This window comes from uncultured Microscilla sp. (assembly GCF_947493425.1).
GTDB lineage: Bacteria > Bacteroidota > Bacteroidia > Cytophagales > Microscillaceae > Microscilla.
On the sequence record NZ_CANLRP010000007.1, the window covers coordinates 80,490 to 98,389 of the forward strand.

Consider the following 17,900-nt stretch of genomic DNA (forward strand, 5'->3'; position numbering starts at 1 on the left):
ACCGCCTACTAACAAGGGTTCAGTGGGCGGTGTGATTGGAAAACTAAATATAGATTTAATAAAGTAAGCTTTGTGGGCTATAATCTCGCTTAGTGATATTGTTCCAATAAATACTTGATAAGATCGGTAGTAGTAATAATACCCACCAAGCCGTTGTTGTCTATTACTGGCAATGCGTGAAACTCTTTCTTAGATAAAATTTCAGCGGCTTCTCTGATGGTGGTTTCTGTATTTACTGTTACCAATTGGTCAATCATTACTTGTTCAATGGTAAGTACACTGTACAAAGTAGTTGTTACTTGCTCGTTGCCCTCGCCATAACTATCCACAAAATTTACCCGCATTAAGTCAGTATAGCTTAACATGCCTATAATCTCCTGATTGTCTACTACAGGCAAATGGCGAATCTTTTTGTCTTCCATCATTTTCTGTGCATCAATCAAAGAATCCTGTAAAGTAATGGTTACAGGGTTGTCCGTCATTATCTTGGTAACTAACTCTCTTTTTTTCATATCTATAAGGATTAAATATTTTTGATTTCTTTTTTTAATGAGTGCAAGTAGCTACTTTTTATTGAGCAATTCTATGATATAAATCAGGTTTAGAACTGATGTGTGTCAAATAGCTAAAAAAATCAAACTTTTATTCCCCTTGAAGCTTTGCGGGCAAATAGCACCACCGGAACCACAGTAAAAAACATCAACAAGCCATATACTGCCCCAGGGGTAGCCATTTCGGCATTATGCAATACCGAAGCAGCAATAGTAATGGCGAGTGTACCATTCTGAATGCCTGTTTCGAGAGCAATAGTAAAACTCTGGCGTACATTTACTTTGAATATTCTTGCCGAAAAATACCCAAAAGCCATCATTACTACATTAAGCAACAGCACTGGCACTGCTGCCTGGCGTAGTTGAGTAAAAAAACTAGCCCGATTGCTATAAATTGCTGCCGCTATAATGAATATAAAAAAGCCAATAGAAAAAGGTGCAAGTATTTTTTCTATTGATTTGGCAACGGCTTTTGATCTGGCTTTGATAAACATGCCAATGGCTATTGGGACAATGGCAATGGCAAACATAGGGAGTATGATGCCCAGCACATTGAGAGAGGTTTCGTCGCCCATAAACTTGTTGATTGCCAGCCCCATAAATACCGGAATTGTAATTACTGTAACTAAACTACTGATGGCAGTAAGGGTTACTGACAAAGCCACGTCAGCTTTAGCCAAATAAGAGATCATGTTGGAGGTAGACCCACCTGGGCAAAAAGCAAGCAAAAGCAAGCCTACAGTGAGTGCAGGAGAAAGTGGAAAGATACTTACCACCAACAGTCCAAATAAAGGAAGCAAAATTAATTGATTGATTAACCCTATAGCCGTAGCTTTGGGGAGCGAAATCACTCGCTTAAAATCTGCCAGGGTAAGGGTAAGCCCCATGCCAAACATAATAAAGGCGAGTGCCAAAGGTAAAAATACCTTGAAAACAAGATTAGACATAAGTAAATTGAGTATGTAATATAAATGAGCCTTGGAACAAATAGAGAGTGACTTTTGGTTTACTCTCCAGCCAGAGCAAGTTAACAAAATAATGACAAAACGATTATGAAAAACATATTATTGATAGGTGGGACAGGGTTTATCGGTCGGCATTTGATAGAGCAGCTCAACAAAGAACACAATCAGTTAATTTTGTTTAGCCGTAATGCCCCCACATTTGAGTTGCCACAGGGTGTACTCACTATACAGGGCAACCGTATGCATCTGAAAAACTATCGGGCTCAATTTGAGCTTTTCAAACCCGATGTAGTCGTTGACCTCATTCCGTATAGTCAGCAAGATGCTGAAGATTTATTGGAGGTTTTTCAAGGAATTACTTCTCACATCATTGCGTTGAGTAGTGCTGATGTATACAAAGCTTATCAGATTTTTCACGGAAGTGGTGAGGCTGTAATACCCGGTGTACTCAATGAAAAAAGTGAGCTAAGAACCAAAATGTTTCCTTATCGTCAGCCTGAGCAGTTTAACGATCTCATGTATGACTATGAAAAAATTCAGGTAGAGCAAACCTTATTGGGCAATGGTAACATAGATGTCACCATTTTGCGAATGGCGGCTTTGTATGGTGAGCATGATACCCACAAAAAGTTGTCAGCGTACATTCGCCCAATGCTTACTGGAGAAACTGAAATATTAATACCCGAACACAAAGCCCATTGGCGGTGGACAAGAGCGTATGTAAAGGATGCCGTACGTGCAATAGATTTGGCGATTAGTGAACCTGCAGCTCGTAATGAGGTATTTAATGTGGGAGCTGCTAAAACTTATAGCCAGTTTGAAATTATTGAATTGCTCAAGGCGCTTACTGGCTGGAAGGGGGAGATTATTACAGTAAAACAAAACATTATCAGTGATGCCCCCAATGAGTTTGAAGAAGAGCTTACTAAAGATGAGTATGACTATGGGCAACACCTGGTAGTAAACTCTCAGAAAATACGTGACATGTTAGGTTACAAAGAAAGCGTACCTTATATCATAGGCATAGACAAAACCATTGCTTATGAAAAAAGCCTGGTAGATAATGAAAAACAAACCCAGGAGTCGGAATAAGAAGTGTATGAAAAATATCAATAAAAAAGGTTGAGCGGGGCAGTTTTGCCTTGCTCAACCTTTTTTATACAAAAGTCAGCTATTCTTTAGTTCATGTCCACCATTTTTAAAGCATGCATTCTATAGTCTTGAATCAATGCTTGGTAAAGCAAGTCGCCTTGTAAACGGTATCCTTTACCACTCAAGTGGATGTAGTCACGGCTTGATAATTTATAACGTCCCCATTTTTTGATAGAGCCCAATCCACCCATAATAGTATAAATATCCCATACAGCACAATCCATCTCTTCGGCAAGTTCAAAAATCTTACGGGCAGCATAGTTATTACTGTAGTTCTTACGCCCTCGATATAGGCAGTCGCCGGGAGTGGTAAGTAAAATAGAGGCCTTGGGAGCTGCTCTTTTGATACGCCCAATCAAAATGCTATAATCACGCTTAAATTGTTGAGCATTAAAACGATGAGTATAAGCATCGTTGGTACCTAACGAAATAATTACCAAATCAGGTTGAATACTTTTTACTTGATTTACTACTCTGGGGCTACGCAAAAATGATTTTACAGTAGCACCATTGGCACCAGCCGAGTGGTAAATGACTCCCTTATCATTATTTTCTAACGAAACTCCCTCCAATACAAATGAATTTTGCCCTGGGCGGTTCTTGTTCATGGCTATAGTTACTTTGCTTACTGGGTGTTTCAACAGGAACTCTACATAACCATCTGCCACAATTCTTTGGGGTGATAGAACCTCGTGCGTGGTAATTAGCTTTACCTGAAAAGAAGAACGGTTACGCGTATTATAAAAAACCTTGACCCGATTAATGCTGTATTTATGTCCCTGGCGGTTTGGATTAATTGTAAAACGTGCGTTTTGATCATAGGTAGAAGCTACCATACCACTGATACCCCAAGAGGCATGCTTGGCAAAGTTAGTTGCCCAACTGCCCGACCACTTACCTGAATAGGTAGTTTTATAAGTGTGAGGATCATAAGATTTAGCCATAGAGTGTGGAAAAACATAGCCTCGTCCGGCAAGTCCAAAATGAGGTTGATATTTGAAATGTTTTCGTACCTGATCAGACAAGAAGTCAGCCTGAAGGTGAGAGTCACCTATATGCATAATATTGACTTTGCGGCGCTTATCTTGCAGGTATTCATCCAATGCCTGGTAAAAATGACTAAAAGCCTTTCCTTGTTGGGGTTTATATACCTGGTTGTAATCATAGCGTACAAACGGGTATTTTCGCTCTACTGTAGGTGTGTTGGGCAGTTTAGCCAGATGTTGATAATTAAAAGATGCCCAAAGACTGATGTATAAACTAACGATATAATTGATAGAACTTGTCATATTCTGAAAGTATGGCTTTGTACAGCATTTCAGAGACAATTAATGCTCCTTTGCCTGTAAAGTGAGTAAAATCTCGGTTTGCCAGGGCTGGTTTATGAAAAACCCAGCTAGGCATTGAATTTTTGCCACCCATTGCTTCATATAAGTCCCAAAAAGCACAACCTGCTTTGAAAGCAGCGTTTTTCTGGGCTTCTCGAATCAAGGGTACATTTGGATATGTTGTATATCCTCCGGCAGTACGCCGCGACATGTCAGAAACTCCAATAACCAAGATACTTAACTCAGGATCAAGGCTCTTAAGGAATTTCAACTGTTGGTAAAACATTTTTTCGTACCATTCATAATTAGTAAGTACATGTGGTACAATGTTAACACCAAACTGAAGCACAATGAACTTTACATTCATTTTGCGGATTAACTTGCGATAATGTTCGCGTTGGATACGGGTAAACTCTACTCCTGAACTACCCCTGAGAGGTATATTGTCAAAAGTGATACCCTGGTTGGCATCTAAGGCAACCCCATAAATTTGAGGGCTTTGCGTGCCAACAACTTTAATTTGTACCTGTTCCAGTGGTTTGGTCAGCTTGTGCTGATAATAATTGAACTCATCTGATACAGGAACTTTTACCCTGATTGAGGAATCGTTTTTGACATTGATTCTCAGCTCAAATGGGGCTTTTTGATTTCTATAAAGTATTTTGATATTTTGAACAGCTTTTTGCTTAGGAGTAGCCGATGCCAGCGCTCTGTAAGATACAGATGCAGCTATCTGTGTAGTTTTCAGTGGTTTAGCAATGTAACTTGCTTTTCTAAATAACGGTTGTGGCGTTGAAAAATTATACTCATTTTCACCGAATTCATTATATCCTGTAGCAGGATTCAAAAAACGATAATAACTGCCCAATATACCATAATACTTAGAATTGGTACGGCGAAAGGTTCTACCAAAAATAGAAGCTTTGATCCAGCGCCTATTTGCCTTTTGATAAAAAGAAGTTTTGGTATGGAGCTTATCCACAATGTCTAGTACACCTACACCACCACCACCAAACTGTTGCTGAAACTTTTCACGCAAAAATGCAGTAATTCGGTCACCCTCTAATTGTGAATCTCCATAGTGCAACACTCGTACCAATCGAGTGGCTGTTTTTTCCTGCAACGAGGTCAAAGCTCTGAAAAACGGGAAGAGTAAACTATCTTGTCCCTCTGGATATTGTATTTTTAGTGCAGGTTTTAAGCGCAATGAGTCAGGAGGACGGTAAGCTTGGGTATTTTTTTTAGTAGAATCCTGAGACTTTATGCTATCATTGCCTTGTGCGGTTTTACTATGGCTATTTTGTTTTGAACCTCCTGTATTTTTAGGGTTTGATGTATCAAACTGGTCTGTAAGTTTGTCTATGTTTTTATAGGTTGGTTGGTTGGCAGGCAGAACATCAGAGGCTTGAGGGAATCGAATGACTTGTTTTTCGCTTATTTTCACTTCTTTAGGCATCAAAAGTGAAACAGCTGCAAGTATGGCAATTACGTATGCCATCAGCATTAATATGCGAGTAGGCTTTATCATAGATTTAAACGCACTAAATCAAGCTGCAAAAAAAGCAAAATATGCTGAGTTTTACAAATTATTGAAGTGCTAATACTTTGTTAAAAGGCTCAGATAATCAATTAGTTATATTGTATTTGTTTAGTTCAATGCTCTTTATTCGAGTGTTTATCATTGTTTACAATGAGCCCATCTACCATTACTATCTTACGATCAGCAAGTTCGGCAAGGTTTTCATCGTGGGTCACTACTACAAAAGTTTGTTGAAATTCTTCTCGAAGTTTTAAAAATAACTTATGCAACTCTTGAGAGTTTTCAGTATCCAGGTTTCCGCTGGGTTCATCAGCAAATACCACTGTAGGAGCATTGATCAAAGCTCGTGCAATGGCTGCTCTTTGTCGCTCTCCGCCCGATACTTGTGCTGGAGTTTTATGAGCAATTTCCGCCACGCCCAACAAGCTTAATAACTCCAATGCTCGTTCTTCAGTGGTTTTTTTGTGTTTTTTTGCCAAAAAAGCAGGTAAGCTTACATTTTCCAGAATACTAAATTCGGGCAAAAGGTTATGAAACTGGAACACAAAGCCAATGTGCTCATTACGAAACTTTGCCAGTTTTTGTCCACGCAATAAGTTAATGTTTTGCCCATTCATTATTACTTCGCCCTGGTCGGGTACATCCAGTGTGCTGAGTATATGCAATAACGTGCTTTTGCCTACCCCTGAGCGCCCCACAATAGATATAATTTCAGCTTTTTTTACTGCAAGATTTATTCCTTTTAAGACTTCCTTATCTCCGTAAGATTTATTAATGTTTTTGGCTTCAATCATTTTTTTGTGCAAAATCTGTTTTAAGTCTGCAAAGTACGAGATTATTTGCAAGGAATGAGCTTAAAGTAAACTTTGATGGTTTGAGAAAAGATTTTTTAACAATTTTGCTTCATTTAGTGAAAAATAATTGCCTCATTTTTTAATAGCTCCTTATGTTGAAAAAACTCTGGCGGAAGATATTTTTGAGCACCTTTCAAAAGGTATCACAAGAAGCCGTCCCTAAAATGCCTGTGGTTAGTTTAAATAATCAAACCATTGGAATACTGACCTTGGCAATATTATGTTTGGTGTTTACCGAGTATTGGAGCAGCCTCAGTTATTTAATTAAATCGTTGGCAAACATAAGTCTGCCATTGAGCAATCAACTAAAATATTGGCTGAAAACCCATGCCCACCCCCAGTGGATAAAAACAGTGTATTGGTCAATGGTTACTATAGTATTTTTTTTACTGGTGCCTTTGGCATATATCAGGTGGTGGCTCAAAAAGCCACTCAAAGACTTTGGTTGGCAGTGGCGTGCTACCCGTCAAGATATACTCATCTATCTCACTTGTTTGCTATGCATGTTGCCCATAGTATGGGTAGTCTCATCCTCTCCGGTTTTTCTTGCCAAATATCCCTTTTATCAACCTCAGCCCAATGAAGTTGCCTGGGAACGTTACTTTATCTTATGGCAACTGGTGTACTTACTGCAGTTTGTGGCAGTAGAGTTTTTCTTTCGTGGGTTTATGCTACATGGAATCAAAAAACAGTTGGGAATCTATAGTATTTGGGTAGCCATGCTACCCTATTGTATGATTCATTTTGGCAAACCTTTGCCCGAAACGCTAGGAGCAATTGCAGCAGGTCTGGTATTAGGAACTTTTAGTCTGAAGAACAATTCTGTTTGGTTAGGGGTGTTGTTGCATTATGGGGTGGCTATTACGATGGACTTGCTCGCTTTGTGGCACAAAGGCTTATTGTTTAAGTAACTTTATCAACGCTTTTTTTACTTTTAAAAATAAATCAATTGATTTTTAGACAGGTTCTAAAATAAGTAAAGCAAGTGACACATTTAGTTAAAACATAAAAATTTTTTAGGATAGACTAAAAATAACCTATAAATTTGTTGTTGTATTTGAATAATTTGTATAATGGATTGGAGCGACAGTAATTTATGGTTTGCTTTTGGGCTGACTCTTTTTGCCGGGTTATCTACTGGAATAGGTAGTGCAATGGCTTTCTTTTCTAAAACCACCAACACTAAATTTTTATCAATAGCGCTTGGGTTTTCTGCTGGAGTAATGATTTACGTATCATTTGTCGAGATATTTGTCAAGGCTAAAGATGCACTTACCCAAGATTTAGGAATAAAAATGGGGTACATCATTACAGTAGTATCTTTTTTTGGCGGCATGCTACTCATTGCTTTAATTGATAAGTTGATTCCTCATTTTGAAAATCCCCACGAAAATATCAAAGTAGAAGACATAGACGACAAAGAAAAAGATGAGGAGTACCAAAACAGGAAGAGTTTGTACAAAGTAGGCGTTTTTACTGCCTTGGCTATTGCTATTCACAATTTTCCGGAAGGACTCGCTACCTTTGCCGCAGCGCTCAAAGACCCTACCTTGGGTATACCTATTGCAGTGGCAATTGCCATTCACAATATTCCTGAAGGCATTGCTGTCTCAGTACCTATCTATTTTGCGACCCATGACAAAAAGAAGGCTTTTCGGTACTCGTTTTTATCGGGACTTGCCGAGCCGGTGGGAGCCATTGTGGGTTACTTCATTTTTTATTCCATTTTCAATGATGTTACTTTTGGGGTACTATTTGCTGGGGTTGCTGGTATTATGGTGTTTATTTCATTAGATGAGTTGTTGCCTGCTGCCCGCGAATATGGCGAGCACCATTTGTCTATTTATGGAATGATTGCCGGAATGATGGTGATGGCTTTGAGTTTGATATTGTTTGTTTGACAAAGCAACCAAGCTCATTTGGTCAAACCTTTACTCCTACCAATGTAACATCATCGCGTTGTTCTTGCTCATTTTTCTGAAAGTCGTTCAGTGTTGCAGTAATAGCCTGACGTTGCTTTACCAAAGGTAAATGGGCATAATGCGCCAGCATTTTTTTAAAACGGCGTGAGCCAAAATTACGGCGTCGAGCATTGGGTAAGTGAATCATTCCATCGGTTGATAAATATAAAATAGAGGCTTGAGGCAATTGCAAACAATGTTGTTCAAATTCTTTATAGCGTTTGTTGCCGCCAATTGAATAGCGGTTTGCTGGTAACTGTATGAGTTCATTAGGTGCTTGAGGCAACACATAATACAAAGGACGCTTGGCACCAGCAAATCTCAGGGTATGCCCTTGTTCTTTATTTTTTTCCAGCGTACAAAGGCAAATATCCATTCCATCATTATTTGCACTATTTTCCTGTTTTAGGCTCTGGCGTAACTCTGTATCCAGCCTTTGCAGTATTTGGGCAGGAGCCAATACCTTCTCTATGTGTACAATTTCGTTGAGAAGTGCAAACCCCATCATACTTAAAAAACCTCCTGGTACTCCATGTCCAGTACAATCTACTACAGCAAACAAAAGCAAAGGTGGGAGCAACACCAGTGATTGACTGGTTTTTTTGGGCTTTACTGACGCAAACCAGTAAAAGTCACCTGATACAATCTCTCTGGGTTTAAAAATTACGAAATGTTCTTGAAATACTGCATCCATTTCAGCTTTGTAGGGCAACATTGCCTCTTGCATACGTTTGGCATAATGTAAGCTATCTTGGATATGTTGGTTTTTACGCCCCAGCTCATCTATTGTATCACTTAAAATAAAGTTATGTGCTTTTATCTCAAGGTTTTGCTGCTCTAGTTTGGCATTGGTAGCCTTAAGTACTTTCTCTTTGTTTTTCAACCTTTCATTGATTTTCATCAACTTATTGGCAAACTGTTGTGACTCCTGCTGATGCTTTTTGATCATAGCATTACGTTGCTTCAACATTTTATTGCGCTTACGTATCTGATAAATCGCTGCCAGAATAATCATCAACAATACACTCATTCCTATCAGTGTATTGTGCCTCAATGCCCGTTCTTCGTGTAATACCTGTTGCTTAAGTTTTCTGTCTTTTTCAAGCAAGGCAATTGTTTGTTGTCGCTCTTTGTCTTGAGCTTGTTGGCGTTCCAATGCAAGTTTCTGAAGTTTTTTATTATTGCGTAGTGAGTCTATCAGCAGTTTTTGTTCTTCGGTATACAACCTTTGCTCTGCCAGTGAAAGCAATTGTTTTACTTTGTTTTTTTCCAATAATTCGTTGGCCAGTATCGATTGTTGCAACTCTTGATCTTTGCGTAGCAGTGACAGTTCAGAAGCTTTAAGCGCCAAATTTTGTTCTTTCTTTTCACTTTCAAGCTGTAATTGACGGTTGAGCGAAGCCTGTTTTTCTTCCTCAGTGAGCAATAGTTGGTAGTCTGCTTCTTTTTGGTCAATAGTGAGCTGCCGGGTATACAAATCCTTTAGTTTTTGACGGTTTTCTACTTCTATCTCTTCTTTTAATTGTATCAGCAATTTGTAATAAATTTTTACTTTTTTTGGTCTGTTTTGTTGTTCGTAAATTTTGATAAAGACCTTGTAGCTATTCTGTAAAACCTCTTTATTCTGTTGGGCTTTTGCAATCTTCACAGCTTTTTGCAAATATTCTTGTGCTCGATCTGGGCTCCCCTGAATGCAATAGTTAGTAGCAATGAGATTGTGTAAGCGGGCAATGTCTAGTGCATCCCCGGTTTGTTGCCTAAACTCCATTGCTTCCATAAAATATTTTTGAGCCTGTTGTGGCTCTTGTAACAGGTTGTGGGTAATGCCTATATTAGTGAGTAATAGAGCGCAAAAGTTTTTATAACCCTTTACCTCACTTTTTTGATGTGCTCTTTTATACAAAACCAGCGACTGTTTGAAAGCGTTGATTGCCTTGGCGTGTTGGTTTAATTTTTTGTGCAAAAAACCAATATTATTTAACGTAATTGCTTTTTCTGTGGCAGACTCTATTTCTTCCTGAGTTTTTAAAATTAATTGTTCGTATGCCAACGATATATGGTAAGCTTTGGTTTGTTTATGTATTTTTGCCAGTTTTTTAAGGGTACGCAGGCGTTCTTTTGCTGGCTCACTACTTTGCATACCCAATAATTGCTGGTACATGGCTGATGCTTTTTTGTATAACTCCATTCGCCAATAAGCTTGCCCTGTGCTGTTCAGCACTTCACGCATCAGGTCAGCGTTATAGTGTTGAGTTGTGATAAGGTCACGGCTTTGCCGAAAATAGTGAAGAGCTTTGGTAGGGCTTTGCCAATGAAGGTATAAGTTACCAATTTCGTAATATACTTGAGCTATACTAGATGGTTGGTGAAGGGTTTGGTAGGCTGCCTTGGCTTTAAGAAAAAAATTGAGAGAGGTGGCAAATTTTTTATGGTGATGACTTATTTTACCTAAAATGAACAAACTTTGTGCTTTGCCTTGTCTATGACTATTCGTTTGTGCCAAACGCAGTGCTTGTTGTGCCTGACGAAGCGCCAAATGCGTTTGTTGGTTTGTCAAAGACTCTAGAGCTTGTTGGTTGAGCTGGGCTATTTGAGTAGTATCATTTGGTACAGTGTGTGGTTGACTATGTACAGCAGTGTAGGTAGAGACACAAATCAGGCAACAAAAGAGTAATATGTAGATAGACCAACGATGCATAAAAATGGTAGTAAATAAAACCTGAAACTTGCCTGAACAATTTACCTTAACAACAAGATATGAATGGGTGAAAGTTGGATATACAAATCAACAATTCAGTGTTTCCTTAACACGTAAGGTTATTTCGGAAAATAATCAATAGCCTGATTCATTCAACATGAATATAAGAGCTTGTTTAAATTTTCGATTATAGGAGGTTTTATGATGAGTTTTTGGATTAGATGCGTCAGATTTTGAAGGAATAGCCTAGCTATTGCTGAAACATCTGACAAAATATAATCAGAAAAATCGCGTAAAAAGCCTAATCATTGAATTTTAAACAAGCTCTAAACAATAATACTTATTTTTTGAACCTTTTACAAATGCTGTATAAGCTTATATTAAATTGCACGTTGTTTTTTTAAGTTAAATGCAATACATTTGCAATAGTTGATAATGCAACTAAATATTATGTCGGATAAATCTTATAATTTAGACGACTCATTAGGGTACTTGGTTAATCATACTGCCCGTGCAATGAGTCATCAACTCAATCAAAATTTTTTGCAGGCAGGGTTCAATGTTACAGGCGAGCAATGGATTGTATTGTTACAAATTTTGAATGATGACGGGCTCAATCAGCAAGAGATTGCCTGTAAAGTTGGCAAAGATAAAGCAAGCATTACCCGTTTGGTAGACGGTTTGGAAAAAAGAAACCTTGTGGTGAGAATTTCTGATAAGAACGATCGACGTAACAAGCTGATTTACTTAACAAACGAAGGGAAACAGGTAAAAGCAGAGTTGAGTAAAATAGCAGAAAAAACGCTGACTGATTTACAACAAAACATAGATCATGCAGACCTTGAAAACTGTAAAAATGTGTTACGTCAAGTCTTTAAAAATTGCCTTGAAGCATGCAGAAGAGGGTTTGATCCCAAACCATAAACTCAAGGCAAATAAATTGAAAATATAACCAAAGCCTACAATGAATTGGTAGAGCATTGTAAATGATAAGCCATTTTTGGCTAAATATTTAGGCTGATTTTTTGCAAAACGCTGTGTAAAACCTTAGATTACGTGATGTTTTGCAGAAATATTCGAGGTATATAGGGAGAACTAATAAGTTTGACAAATAAAATTTTTTAAATATAGATACCAGCCAATTTTTCTGTATCCTGAATATCAGCGTTATTAAACTACAAATTGTTTATAAACTTTCATAATTATTACTCTATGGAACAGTTGACAGAAGATTTAAAAGTAAAATTAAGTGGTGAGATTGAAGAACTGAAATCCCAACTTACTGGGAAACTTTTTGAAGATATGGAGATTAGAGATCAAATCCATAATCTTGAAATGAAACTGAATGGAGTAAAGCCCGCAAATAGTGAAATTGATTGTATAGGGTGCTCTAGCTAGTATTTAAAACATTGCCCGACGGTTTGTCGGGTTTTTATTAGATTATACTGTTGATATATCAACTATTGTTAGAGTTTTAAATATATGTTACTGAAAAATAAAAATATAGTCAAGCTGGTTTTATTACTGGCGAGTAGCTTAACGGTAATGTCAGGAGCCACTATTGCTCCTTCTTTGCCCAAAATGAGCGAAGTGTTTGCCAATACGCCCCATGCAGACTTTTTGTCTAAGTTGGTACTCACTTTGCCTGCCTTAATGATTGCTTTGGTATCGCCGCTGGTAGGAATTATAATTGATAAGTTTGGGCGCCTTCAGTTGTTGTTCATAAGTTTGATAATTTATGCCTTAGGTGGTACTACTGGGTTGTACTTCAGCGATTTATATAGTATACTGGCAGGCAGGGCTTTGTTAGGTGTAGCAGTAGCAGGCGTCATGACTTCAGCAACTACGCTTATTGCCGACTATCTGGAAGGAGAGGAGCGGGATCGGTTTATGGGCATGCAAGGAGCATTTATGGCTTTTGGTGGAATGGTGTTTGTCGGAAGTGGCGGCGCCTTGGCAGATCTCAACTGGCGTTTTCCTTTTGCCTTGTATTTCTTTTCATTGGTAGTATTGCCGCTTGCTTATACCTACCTGATTGAACCGGTTAAAACTGTTGATAAAAAAATAGGACAAATAAATAGCGACCAAACTGTTTATCCTAAGTTTTTGATAGGCTTTATTTACATCATTACCTTCTTAAGCATGTTGTTGTTTTATATGATACCTGTGCAGCTTCCGTTTTTGCTCAAAAGCTTACATATAGAAAAAAGCTCCTTGGCTGGGCTTGCTATAGTGGTAAGTACAATGATGGGAGCCGTTACCTCGGCTAGTTATCAACAACTGAAAAAAAGGTTAAGTTATATGCAAATCTATGCGATTGCTTTTGGCTTGTTAGGCATTGGTTTTAGCCTAGTGAGCCTGGCGCAAGGGTATGTTGTTATATTGGCAGGAATGGTATTTAGTGGTTTGGGTATGGGACTCTTGATGCCTAATCCTAGTTTGTGGCTAATGTCACTGGCTCCAGCAAAAATCAGAGGGCGTTTGATTGGTGGGCTTACAATGGCAGTATTCATAGGACAGTTCTTTTCTCCTATCATCAGCGAACCAATTGCTTTGAGGTGGTCACTGTCTACAGCTTTTGGAGTTGGTGGATTATTCATGTTGATATTGGCTCTGGGCTTTATTTTGAGTAACCGAAACCTCATGAGTCGTGACAAAAAATGGAAGCAACGGCTGAAAAAAGACAGGGTGATGTCTTGAAGAGGTTTTTAGAGGAGACGAAGCTAAGTGATGGAATATGAATAGTAATACATTGATAAACAGTTTTTTATGATTTTATAGCTTGAGAACCTCCTTTGTTTAATACTGATTACTTATGCTTGGTAATTCAGTTGAAGCTAATCAATATTTTGGCAGTGAGAATCTTGGTTATCTGACAAATCATTTGAATATTGGCATAACTTTCTGTTTCAGAATTAAGTTAAAGTAATAAGAGTATGATAATTAAAAACACTCCAGCCAAGATTTTTTAGAATAGAAAAACTGAATAATAATTGAGAAATCTATAATACCATCTGCTTACAAGTATAATGACAATATTCAACAATAAAATACCAACACTATGAATCAATACATGATAGATATCGACCTGCCAGAAGAATTGGATGAAGACTTTATGGCTTTGGTTCCAGCACAGCGCCTCAAGATTAATAAACTGATGGGCAACCGTACCATTAGCAGCTATTCGTTGGCACTAGACCGTTCTAAACTTTGGGTAACCATTAATGCCAAGTCGGGCACTGAAGTAATGGATGTTTTATCCACTTTCCCACTTATCAAATATATGAAATTTCATATTCACGAATTGATGTTCCACCATGAAGCTTCTATGTTGGTGATCCCTCCATTTTCGCTGAATTAGAGACATATCAACGATCAATAAAGCAGCACAAAAGTGCTTACCATTCAAAAATGACTTGTAAGCACTCTTTTTATAGTAGTTTTTGTTGCTAAAGAAGTTGTTTGGTCTGAATTCACTATTGAATCAGTCCTTGTTGTTTTTTGCGTACCAAGTCAAGAATAACATTTGCAGTAATTTCAATATTGAGTTGCCTGTTAGGTGTAAGCATAAGTTTTTTGCTATAAGTACCATTTTCATCTGCGTAGGCAATCCAAACAGTGCCTACTGGCTTTTCCTCCGAACCTCCACCTGGTCCAGCCACCCCACTGCTTGCCACCCCTATATCAGTCCCAAACTTTTCGCGTACATTTTCTGCCATTTCACGAATAGTTTGTTCGCTTACCGCACCGTGTGCCTTTAGTGTTGCTTCTTTCACCCCTAACCGACTCATTTTTATTTCGTTACTGTATGCTACAATGCCCCCTAACAAATAGCGCGAACTACCAGGTATTTTGGTAAACAAATGGGCAAGAAAACCCCCTGTACAGCTTTCGGCAGTAGCAATGGTCTTGCCCTTTTCTACCAATAGCTTGCCTAAGTTTTCTTCCAGTGTATCGTTGTCATAACCATAAATGTACTTGTGAATCAAAGGTGTTACTTTAGCTTCTTCATCTGCTATTTGCTGCTTTATTGTAGCCTCATCTTGCCCTACTCCAGTCAAGCGCAGGCGTACATGCCCATAATGAGGCAAATAAGCCAGTTTAATGTTTTCGGGTAGGTTATCTTCCCAGTCCTTGATAATGTCGGCAAGCAACGACTCACCCTTGCCAAAAGTTTTAATCATGCGGTGATGGATAATAGGAGTATTAAAAAAACTATGAATCCTTGGAATGACTTCTTCTGTCATCAATACCTTCATCTCATGTGGAACCCCTGGCATTGATACAAACACGCTACCTTCGTGTTCGAACCACATACCAGGCGCGGTGCCCGAACGATTGGTAATATAAGTAGCATTGTCTGGAATGGCTGCCTGCTGGCGGTTACTTTCTAATATAGGGATGTTTCGTTCCTTGAAAAGCTCTTCAATTTTTTGAAGTGCAGGTTCGTGAATGACCAGGCTTGATCCAAAGTATTTAGCCAGTGTTTTTTTGGTAATATCGTCTTTGGTAGGTCCCAAACCTCCTGTGATTAAAATTATACTGGCTCGTTGACTGGCTTCTTTCAAAATGTCTAAAATATGAGCTTCATCATCGCCCACTGATGATTTTCTGATAGTTTTTACTCCTATTTTGTCCAATTCAGCACTTATCCACTGGGAGTTAGTGTCAGTAATTTGACCATATAAAATCTCATCACCAATGGTAATGATTTCAGCAAAAGTTGTATTCATAAGTTGTTGTTTTCTAAGGGAAATACAAGTGTGTAAATATTTTGGAAAACCTGTTAATAACAAGGCTTGTAGTAATTGAAGGCAATAAATGTAAGTGTTTCTAAATAAAACTTGTGTAATATTTTTAATAAAAATACAGTATATTTTACAGTTTTACTTGTTATTTTTATGGATATAAATAAAACAATACCAGTTTTCCTTCCTTTAGCTCATCCTCTTCCATTAGTGTCTTTACTTTTTCAATAGTAGGCAAACAACCTTACAAATCATCCTTTTCTATTTTCATTCATTTGCCATTGGTGTATCAACAGGTGTTGAACACGTAATGACCAATCTAGCTTAACCGACGGGTGAAGTTATCAGGCTTTGCAATAATTACGAGCTTAATTTAAAACTATATACACAATGAATTACGAAAGAACATATACTACCGATCACGGGCGTACTTATTTAAAAATTCGTTATAATGCCATTGATGATTATTTATTAGTTGATTGGATGGGTTATATAAACCCTCAGTTTGTAATGGAAGGCTCTGACGCTATTATTGAAGCGGCTGTAGCTTGTAATACTGCTAAATTTTTGTCTGATAAAACCTCGGTGCAAGGTACTTATAGAAAAACCAATGTTTGGTTGGAAGAAGACTGGTTTCCAAGAGCAATGGATGCAGGCTTGAAGTTTGGAGCTTCACTGTTGTCAGAAAACATATTTAGTCAGATGTCAAGCAAAGATTTAGAAGAAAGAGTGAAAGGGGGGAGGCTTACTTATAAAAACTTTAAAAGCATGAATGATGCAGTAAACTGGCTCAAAGAAAAAAAGAGTATATAAATACTTTAAATATCAGGAGAGTTTGAGGTGGGTGTCTTACACTACCTCATTCAAGCTCCTTCACCTTCAAAAATATCTTATATTTTTTTTATACAACCTTCAGCTAACACTTTTGCTAGTAGTAAGAGGAAGAGAGCTAAAGCGGAGACAATTTTTAAAGCATAAAAAAAGCCTACAAACACTGTTTGCAGGCAATATCAAATGCAACCCTGATAGGTATTACTCACCTTTAGGCTGATTTTTTTCGTAACGACGCATTACCGTCTCAGCTTTTTTGATTTGAGCTAAGTGATAGCTTTTTTTAGCTACTTCTTTACCACCTTTTTCTATGGTGATTTCACGGTCTTTATTCTTTAAGATTTTTTTAGCTATTCTCTTGTTCATGATGCTTTCAACACATTTAGGGGGATGTCCTCCAGAAAAAATTTTCAAAAAAAAGTATGCAAAAGTACAGAGTTTTACTGTAATGTCAAAGAATCGGGCAACTAACTTGTTTTTATATTACACGAAAAAATGAAAACTAGTTTTTTTTATCAAATTTACTAACTTTGTCAGGCTACTAAACCTGATATTTTTATTAAATTTAAACCCATGCAAAACCCTGAAATACAAGAATTTGGTATTATTCTCCTCTTTATCATAGGGGGTGTTGCATTTGTATCAGTTACTTTTTTGGTAAGTTATCTACTACGCCCCAGCCGCCCCAACCCTGAAAAACTCACGACCTACGAGTGTGGCGAAGATGCTGTAGGCAATGTATGGGGGCATTTCAATATTCGTTTTTATTTGGTGGCCTTATTGTTTGTCTTGTTCGAGGTCGAGATTTTATTCCTGTTTCCCTGGGCAACAGTATTTGGGCAAAAAGAACTTATTGAGGGTACTCAAGGTCAATGGGGGTGGTTTGCGCTGATCGAGGTTATAATCTTTGTAGGCATTTTAGTGCTAGGATTGGCGTATGCCTGGTCAAAAGGTTATCTTGATTGGGTACGTCCTGCACAAAAAAACTCGGATTATGTATCTAAGATTCCTGGCAGTGCTTATGACAGGGTAAATCGGCAAGTGTATAATAAAAGAGAAAGCGTACAGAAGTAATGAAATGTCAAATATAAAATTAGTACAATTTTATATCGTAAATTTTATCATAAAAACCTTGCCGTATACGTTATAAAAGTACCAATCTAAAACTATGGCCTTACCTGGTCAAATAATTAAAGGAACACTATATATATGTTATACCATGAATATATTATTCTAATGTATTCATCAATGCATAAGCATTACTGATCAACA

At 37.9% G+C, this 17,900-nt stretch carries 17 protein-coding genes; 9 read left to right on the forward strand and 8 right to left on the reverse strand.

Annotation, left to right across the window (positions count from 1 at the left end):
• Positions 1-89: 89 nt before the first annotated feature.
• Complete coding sequence (locus tag Q0954_RS03910; RefSeq protein ID WP_299453879.1) at positions 90-512, reverse strand: CBS domain-containing protein; 423 nt, start codon at positions 510-512, stop codon at positions 90-92.
• 122 nt (positions 513-634) lie between these two features.
• Positions 635-1,498 carry a bile acid:sodium symporter family protein gene (locus tag Q0954_RS03915; protein ID WP_299453882.1) on the reverse strand — a complete coding sequence of 288 codons (864 nt, stop codon included), beginning with the start codon at positions 1,496-1,498 and terminating at the stop codon, positions 635-637.
• 105 nt (positions 1,499-1,603) lie between these two features.
• Between Q0954_RS03915 and Q0954_RS03920 the strand changes: the two genes are divergently transcribed.
• Entirely contained in the window at positions 1,604-2,608 is a 1,005-nt protein-coding gene (locus tag Q0954_RS03920) for an NAD-dependent epimerase/dehydratase family protein (RefSeq protein ID WP_299453885.1), read from the forward strand.
• Positions 2,609-2,694: 86 nt separating this feature from the next.
• Here the strand turns inward: Q0954_RS03920 and Q0954_RS03925 are convergent, their stop codons facing one another.
• The 3 genes from Q0954_RS03925 to Q0954_RS03935 form a co-directional block, all read right to left on the reverse strand.
• Positions 2,695-3,957: a GDSL-type esterase/lipase family protein gene (locus Q0954_RS03925; RefSeq protein ID WP_299453888.1), complete on the reverse strand. Its 1,263-nt coding sequence runs from the start codon at positions 3,955-3,957 to the stop codon at positions 2,695-2,697.
• Complete coding sequence (locus tag Q0954_RS03930; RefSeq protein WP_299453891.1) at positions 3,929-5,524, reverse strand: hypothetical protein; 1,596 nt, start codon at positions 5,522-5,524, stop codon at positions 3,929-3,931. The genes Q0954_RS03925 and Q0954_RS03930 overlap by 29 nt, the downstream gene beginning before the upstream one ends.
• A 125-nt stretch (positions 5,525-5,649) precedes the next feature.
• Positions 5,650-6,330: an ABC transporter ATP-binding protein gene (locus tag Q0954_RS03935; protein WP_299453894.1), complete on the reverse strand. Its 681-nt coding sequence runs from the start codon at positions 6,328-6,330 to the stop codon at positions 5,650-5,652.
• A gap of 152 nt (positions 6,331-6,482) precedes the next feature.
• Between Q0954_RS03935 and Q0954_RS03940 the strand changes: the two genes are divergently transcribed.
• Together Q0954_RS03940 and zupT are read left to right on the forward strand one after the other, a co-directional pair.
• The gene (locus tag Q0954_RS03940) at positions 6,483-7,301 is read left to right on the forward strand and encodes a CPBP family intramembrane glutamic endopeptidase (RefSeq protein WP_299453897.1); all 819 of its coding nucleotides are present in this window, start codon (positions 6,483-6,485) and stop codon (positions 7,299-7,301) included.
• 162 nt (positions 7,302-7,463) lie between these two features.
• Entirely contained in the window at positions 7,464-8,291 is an 828-nt protein-coding gene (gene zupT, locus Q0954_RS03945; protein WP_299453899.1) for a zinc transporter ZupT, read from the forward strand.
• A gap of 22 nt (positions 8,292-8,313) precedes the next feature.
• On the opposite strand, the gene Q0954_RS03950 is transcribed toward zupT, so the two are convergent.
• Positions 8,314-11,049 carry a tetratricopeptide repeat protein gene (locus tag Q0954_RS03950; protein WP_299453902.1) on the reverse strand — a complete coding sequence of 912 codons (2,736 nt, stop codon included), beginning with the start codon at positions 11,047-11,049 and terminating at the stop codon, positions 8,314-8,316.
• A 450-nt stretch (positions 11,050-11,499) separates the two neighbouring features.
• Between Q0954_RS03950 and Q0954_RS03955 the strand changes: the two genes are divergently transcribed.
• From Q0954_RS03955 to Q0954_RS03970, 4 genes are all read left to right on the forward strand, one after another.
• Positions 11,500-11,973 (forward strand): MarR family winged helix-turn-helix transcriptional regulator, encoded by a 474-nt coding sequence (locus Q0954_RS03955; RefSeq protein WP_299453903.1) that lies wholly within the window; start codon positions 11,500-11,502, stop codon positions 11,971-11,973.
• A gap of 288 nt (positions 11,974-12,261) precedes the next feature.
• Positions 12,262-12,447, forward strand: a complete 186-nt coding sequence (locus Q0954_RS03960; RefSeq protein WP_002701999.1) for a hypothetical protein — start codon at positions 12,262-12,264, stop codon at positions 12,445-12,447.
• Between the two features lie 84 nt (positions 12,448-12,531).
• Positions 12,532-13,749: an MFS transporter gene (locus Q0954_RS03965; protein ID WP_299453911.1), complete on the forward strand. Its 1,218-nt coding sequence runs from the start codon at positions 12,532-12,534 to the stop codon at positions 13,747-13,749.
• A 361-nt stretch (positions 13,750-14,110) separates the two neighbouring features.
• A complete protein-coding gene (locus Q0954_RS03970) occupies positions 14,111-14,410 on the forward strand; it encodes a hypothetical protein (protein ID WP_045114480.1) in 300 nt (99 codons plus the stop codon).
• Positions 14,411-14,525: 115 nt separating this feature from the next.
• On the opposite strand, the gene Q0954_RS03975 is transcribed toward Q0954_RS03970, so the two are convergent.
• Complete coding sequence (locus Q0954_RS03975) at positions 14,526-15,782, reverse strand: competence/damage-inducible protein A (protein WP_299453920.1); 1,257 nt, start codon at positions 15,780-15,782, stop codon at positions 14,526-14,528.
• A 405-nt stretch (positions 15,783-16,187) separates the two neighbouring features.
• Between Q0954_RS03975 and Q0954_RS03980 the strand changes: the two genes are divergently transcribed.
• Positions 16,188-16,610 (forward strand): hypothetical protein, encoded by a 423-nt coding sequence (locus Q0954_RS03980; protein ID WP_299453922.1) that lies wholly within the window; start codon positions 16,188-16,190, stop codon positions 16,608-16,610.
• Between the two features lie 219 nt (positions 16,611-16,829).
• On the opposite strand, the gene Q0954_RS03985 is transcribed toward Q0954_RS03980, so the two are convergent.
• The gene (locus Q0954_RS03985; protein WP_299453925.1) at positions 16,830-16,994 is read right to left on the reverse strand and encodes a hypothetical protein; all 165 of its coding nucleotides are present in this window, start codon (positions 16,992-16,994) and stop codon (positions 16,830-16,832) included.
• A 207-nt stretch (positions 16,995-17,201) separates the two neighbouring features.
• On the opposite strand from Q0954_RS03985, the gene Q0954_RS03990 reads away from it, so the two are divergent.
• Complete coding sequence (locus tag Q0954_RS03990; RefSeq protein WP_299453927.1) at positions 17,202-17,702, forward strand: NADH-quinone oxidoreductase subunit A; 501 nt, start codon at positions 17,202-17,204, stop codon at positions 17,700-17,702.
• Positions 17,703-17,900 lie beyond the last annotated feature (198 nt).

Excerpts from the sequence above, each read along its gene's own strand:
- Q0954_RS03975 (WP_299453920.1), bottom strand. The coding sequence starts at position 15,782 with ATGAATACAACTTTTGCTGAAATCATTACCATTGGTGATGAGATTTTA.
- Q0954_RS03930 (WP_299453891.1), bottom strand. The coding sequence starts at position 5,524 with ATGATAAAGCCTACTCGCATATTAATGCTGATGGCATACGTAATTGCC.
- zupT (WP_299453899.1), top strand. The coding sequence starts at position 7,464 with ATGGATTGGAGCGACAGTAATTTATGGTTTGCTTTTGGGCTGACTCTT.
- Q0954_RS03990 (WP_299453927.1), top strand. The coding sequence starts at position 17,202 with ATGCAAAACCCTGAAATACAAGAATTTGGTATTATTCTCCTCTTTATC.
- Q0954_RS03960 (WP_002701999.1), top strand. The coding sequence starts at position 12,262 with ATGGAACAGTTGACAGAAGATTTAAAAGTAAAATTAAGTGGTGAGATT.
- Q0954_RS03915 (WP_299453882.1), bottom strand. The coding sequence starts at position 1,498 with ATGTCTAATCTTGTTTTCAAGGTATTTTTACCTTTGGCACTCGCCTTT.
- Q0954_RS03985 (WP_299453925.1), bottom strand. The coding sequence starts at position 16,994 with ATGAACAAGAGAATAGCTAAAAAAATCTTAAAGAATAAAGACCGTGAA.
- Q0954_RS03955 (WP_299453903.1), top strand. The coding sequence starts at position 11,500 with ATGTCGGATAAATCTTATAATTTAGACGACTCATTAGGGTACTTGGTT.
- Q0954_RS03935 (WP_299453894.1), bottom strand. The coding sequence starts at position 6,330 with ATGATTGAAGCCAAAAACATTAATAAATCTTACGGAGATAAGGAAGTC.
- Q0954_RS03910 (WP_299453879.1), bottom strand. The coding sequence starts at position 512 with ATGAAAAAAAGAGAGTTAGTTACCAAGATAATGACGGACAACCCTGTA.
- Q0954_RS03925 (WP_299453888.1), bottom strand. The coding sequence starts at position 3,957 with ATGACAAGTTCTATCAATTATATCGTTAGTTTATACATCAGTCTTTGG.
- Q0954_RS03970 (WP_045114480.1), top strand. The coding sequence starts at position 14,111 with ATGAATCAATACATGATAGATATCGACCTGCCAGAAGAATTGGATGAA.
- Q0954_RS03950 (WP_299453902.1), bottom strand. The coding sequence starts at position 11,049 with ATGCATCGTTGGTCTATCTACATATTACTCTTTTGTTGCCTGATTTGT.
- Q0954_RS03965 (WP_299453911.1), top strand. The coding sequence starts at position 12,532 with ATGTTACTGAAAAATAAAAATATAGTCAAGCTGGTTTTATTACTGGCG.
- Q0954_RS03980 (WP_299453922.1), top strand. The coding sequence starts at position 16,188 with ATGAATTACGAAAGAACATATACTACCGATCACGGGCGTACTTATTTA.
- Q0954_RS03940 (WP_299453897.1), top strand. The coding sequence starts at position 6,483 with ATGTTGAAAAAACTCTGGCGGAAGATATTTTTGAGCACCTTTCAAAAG.
- Q0954_RS03920 (WP_299453885.1), top strand. The coding sequence starts at position 1,604 with ATGAAAAACATATTATTGATAGGTGGGACAGGGTTTATCGGTCGGCAT.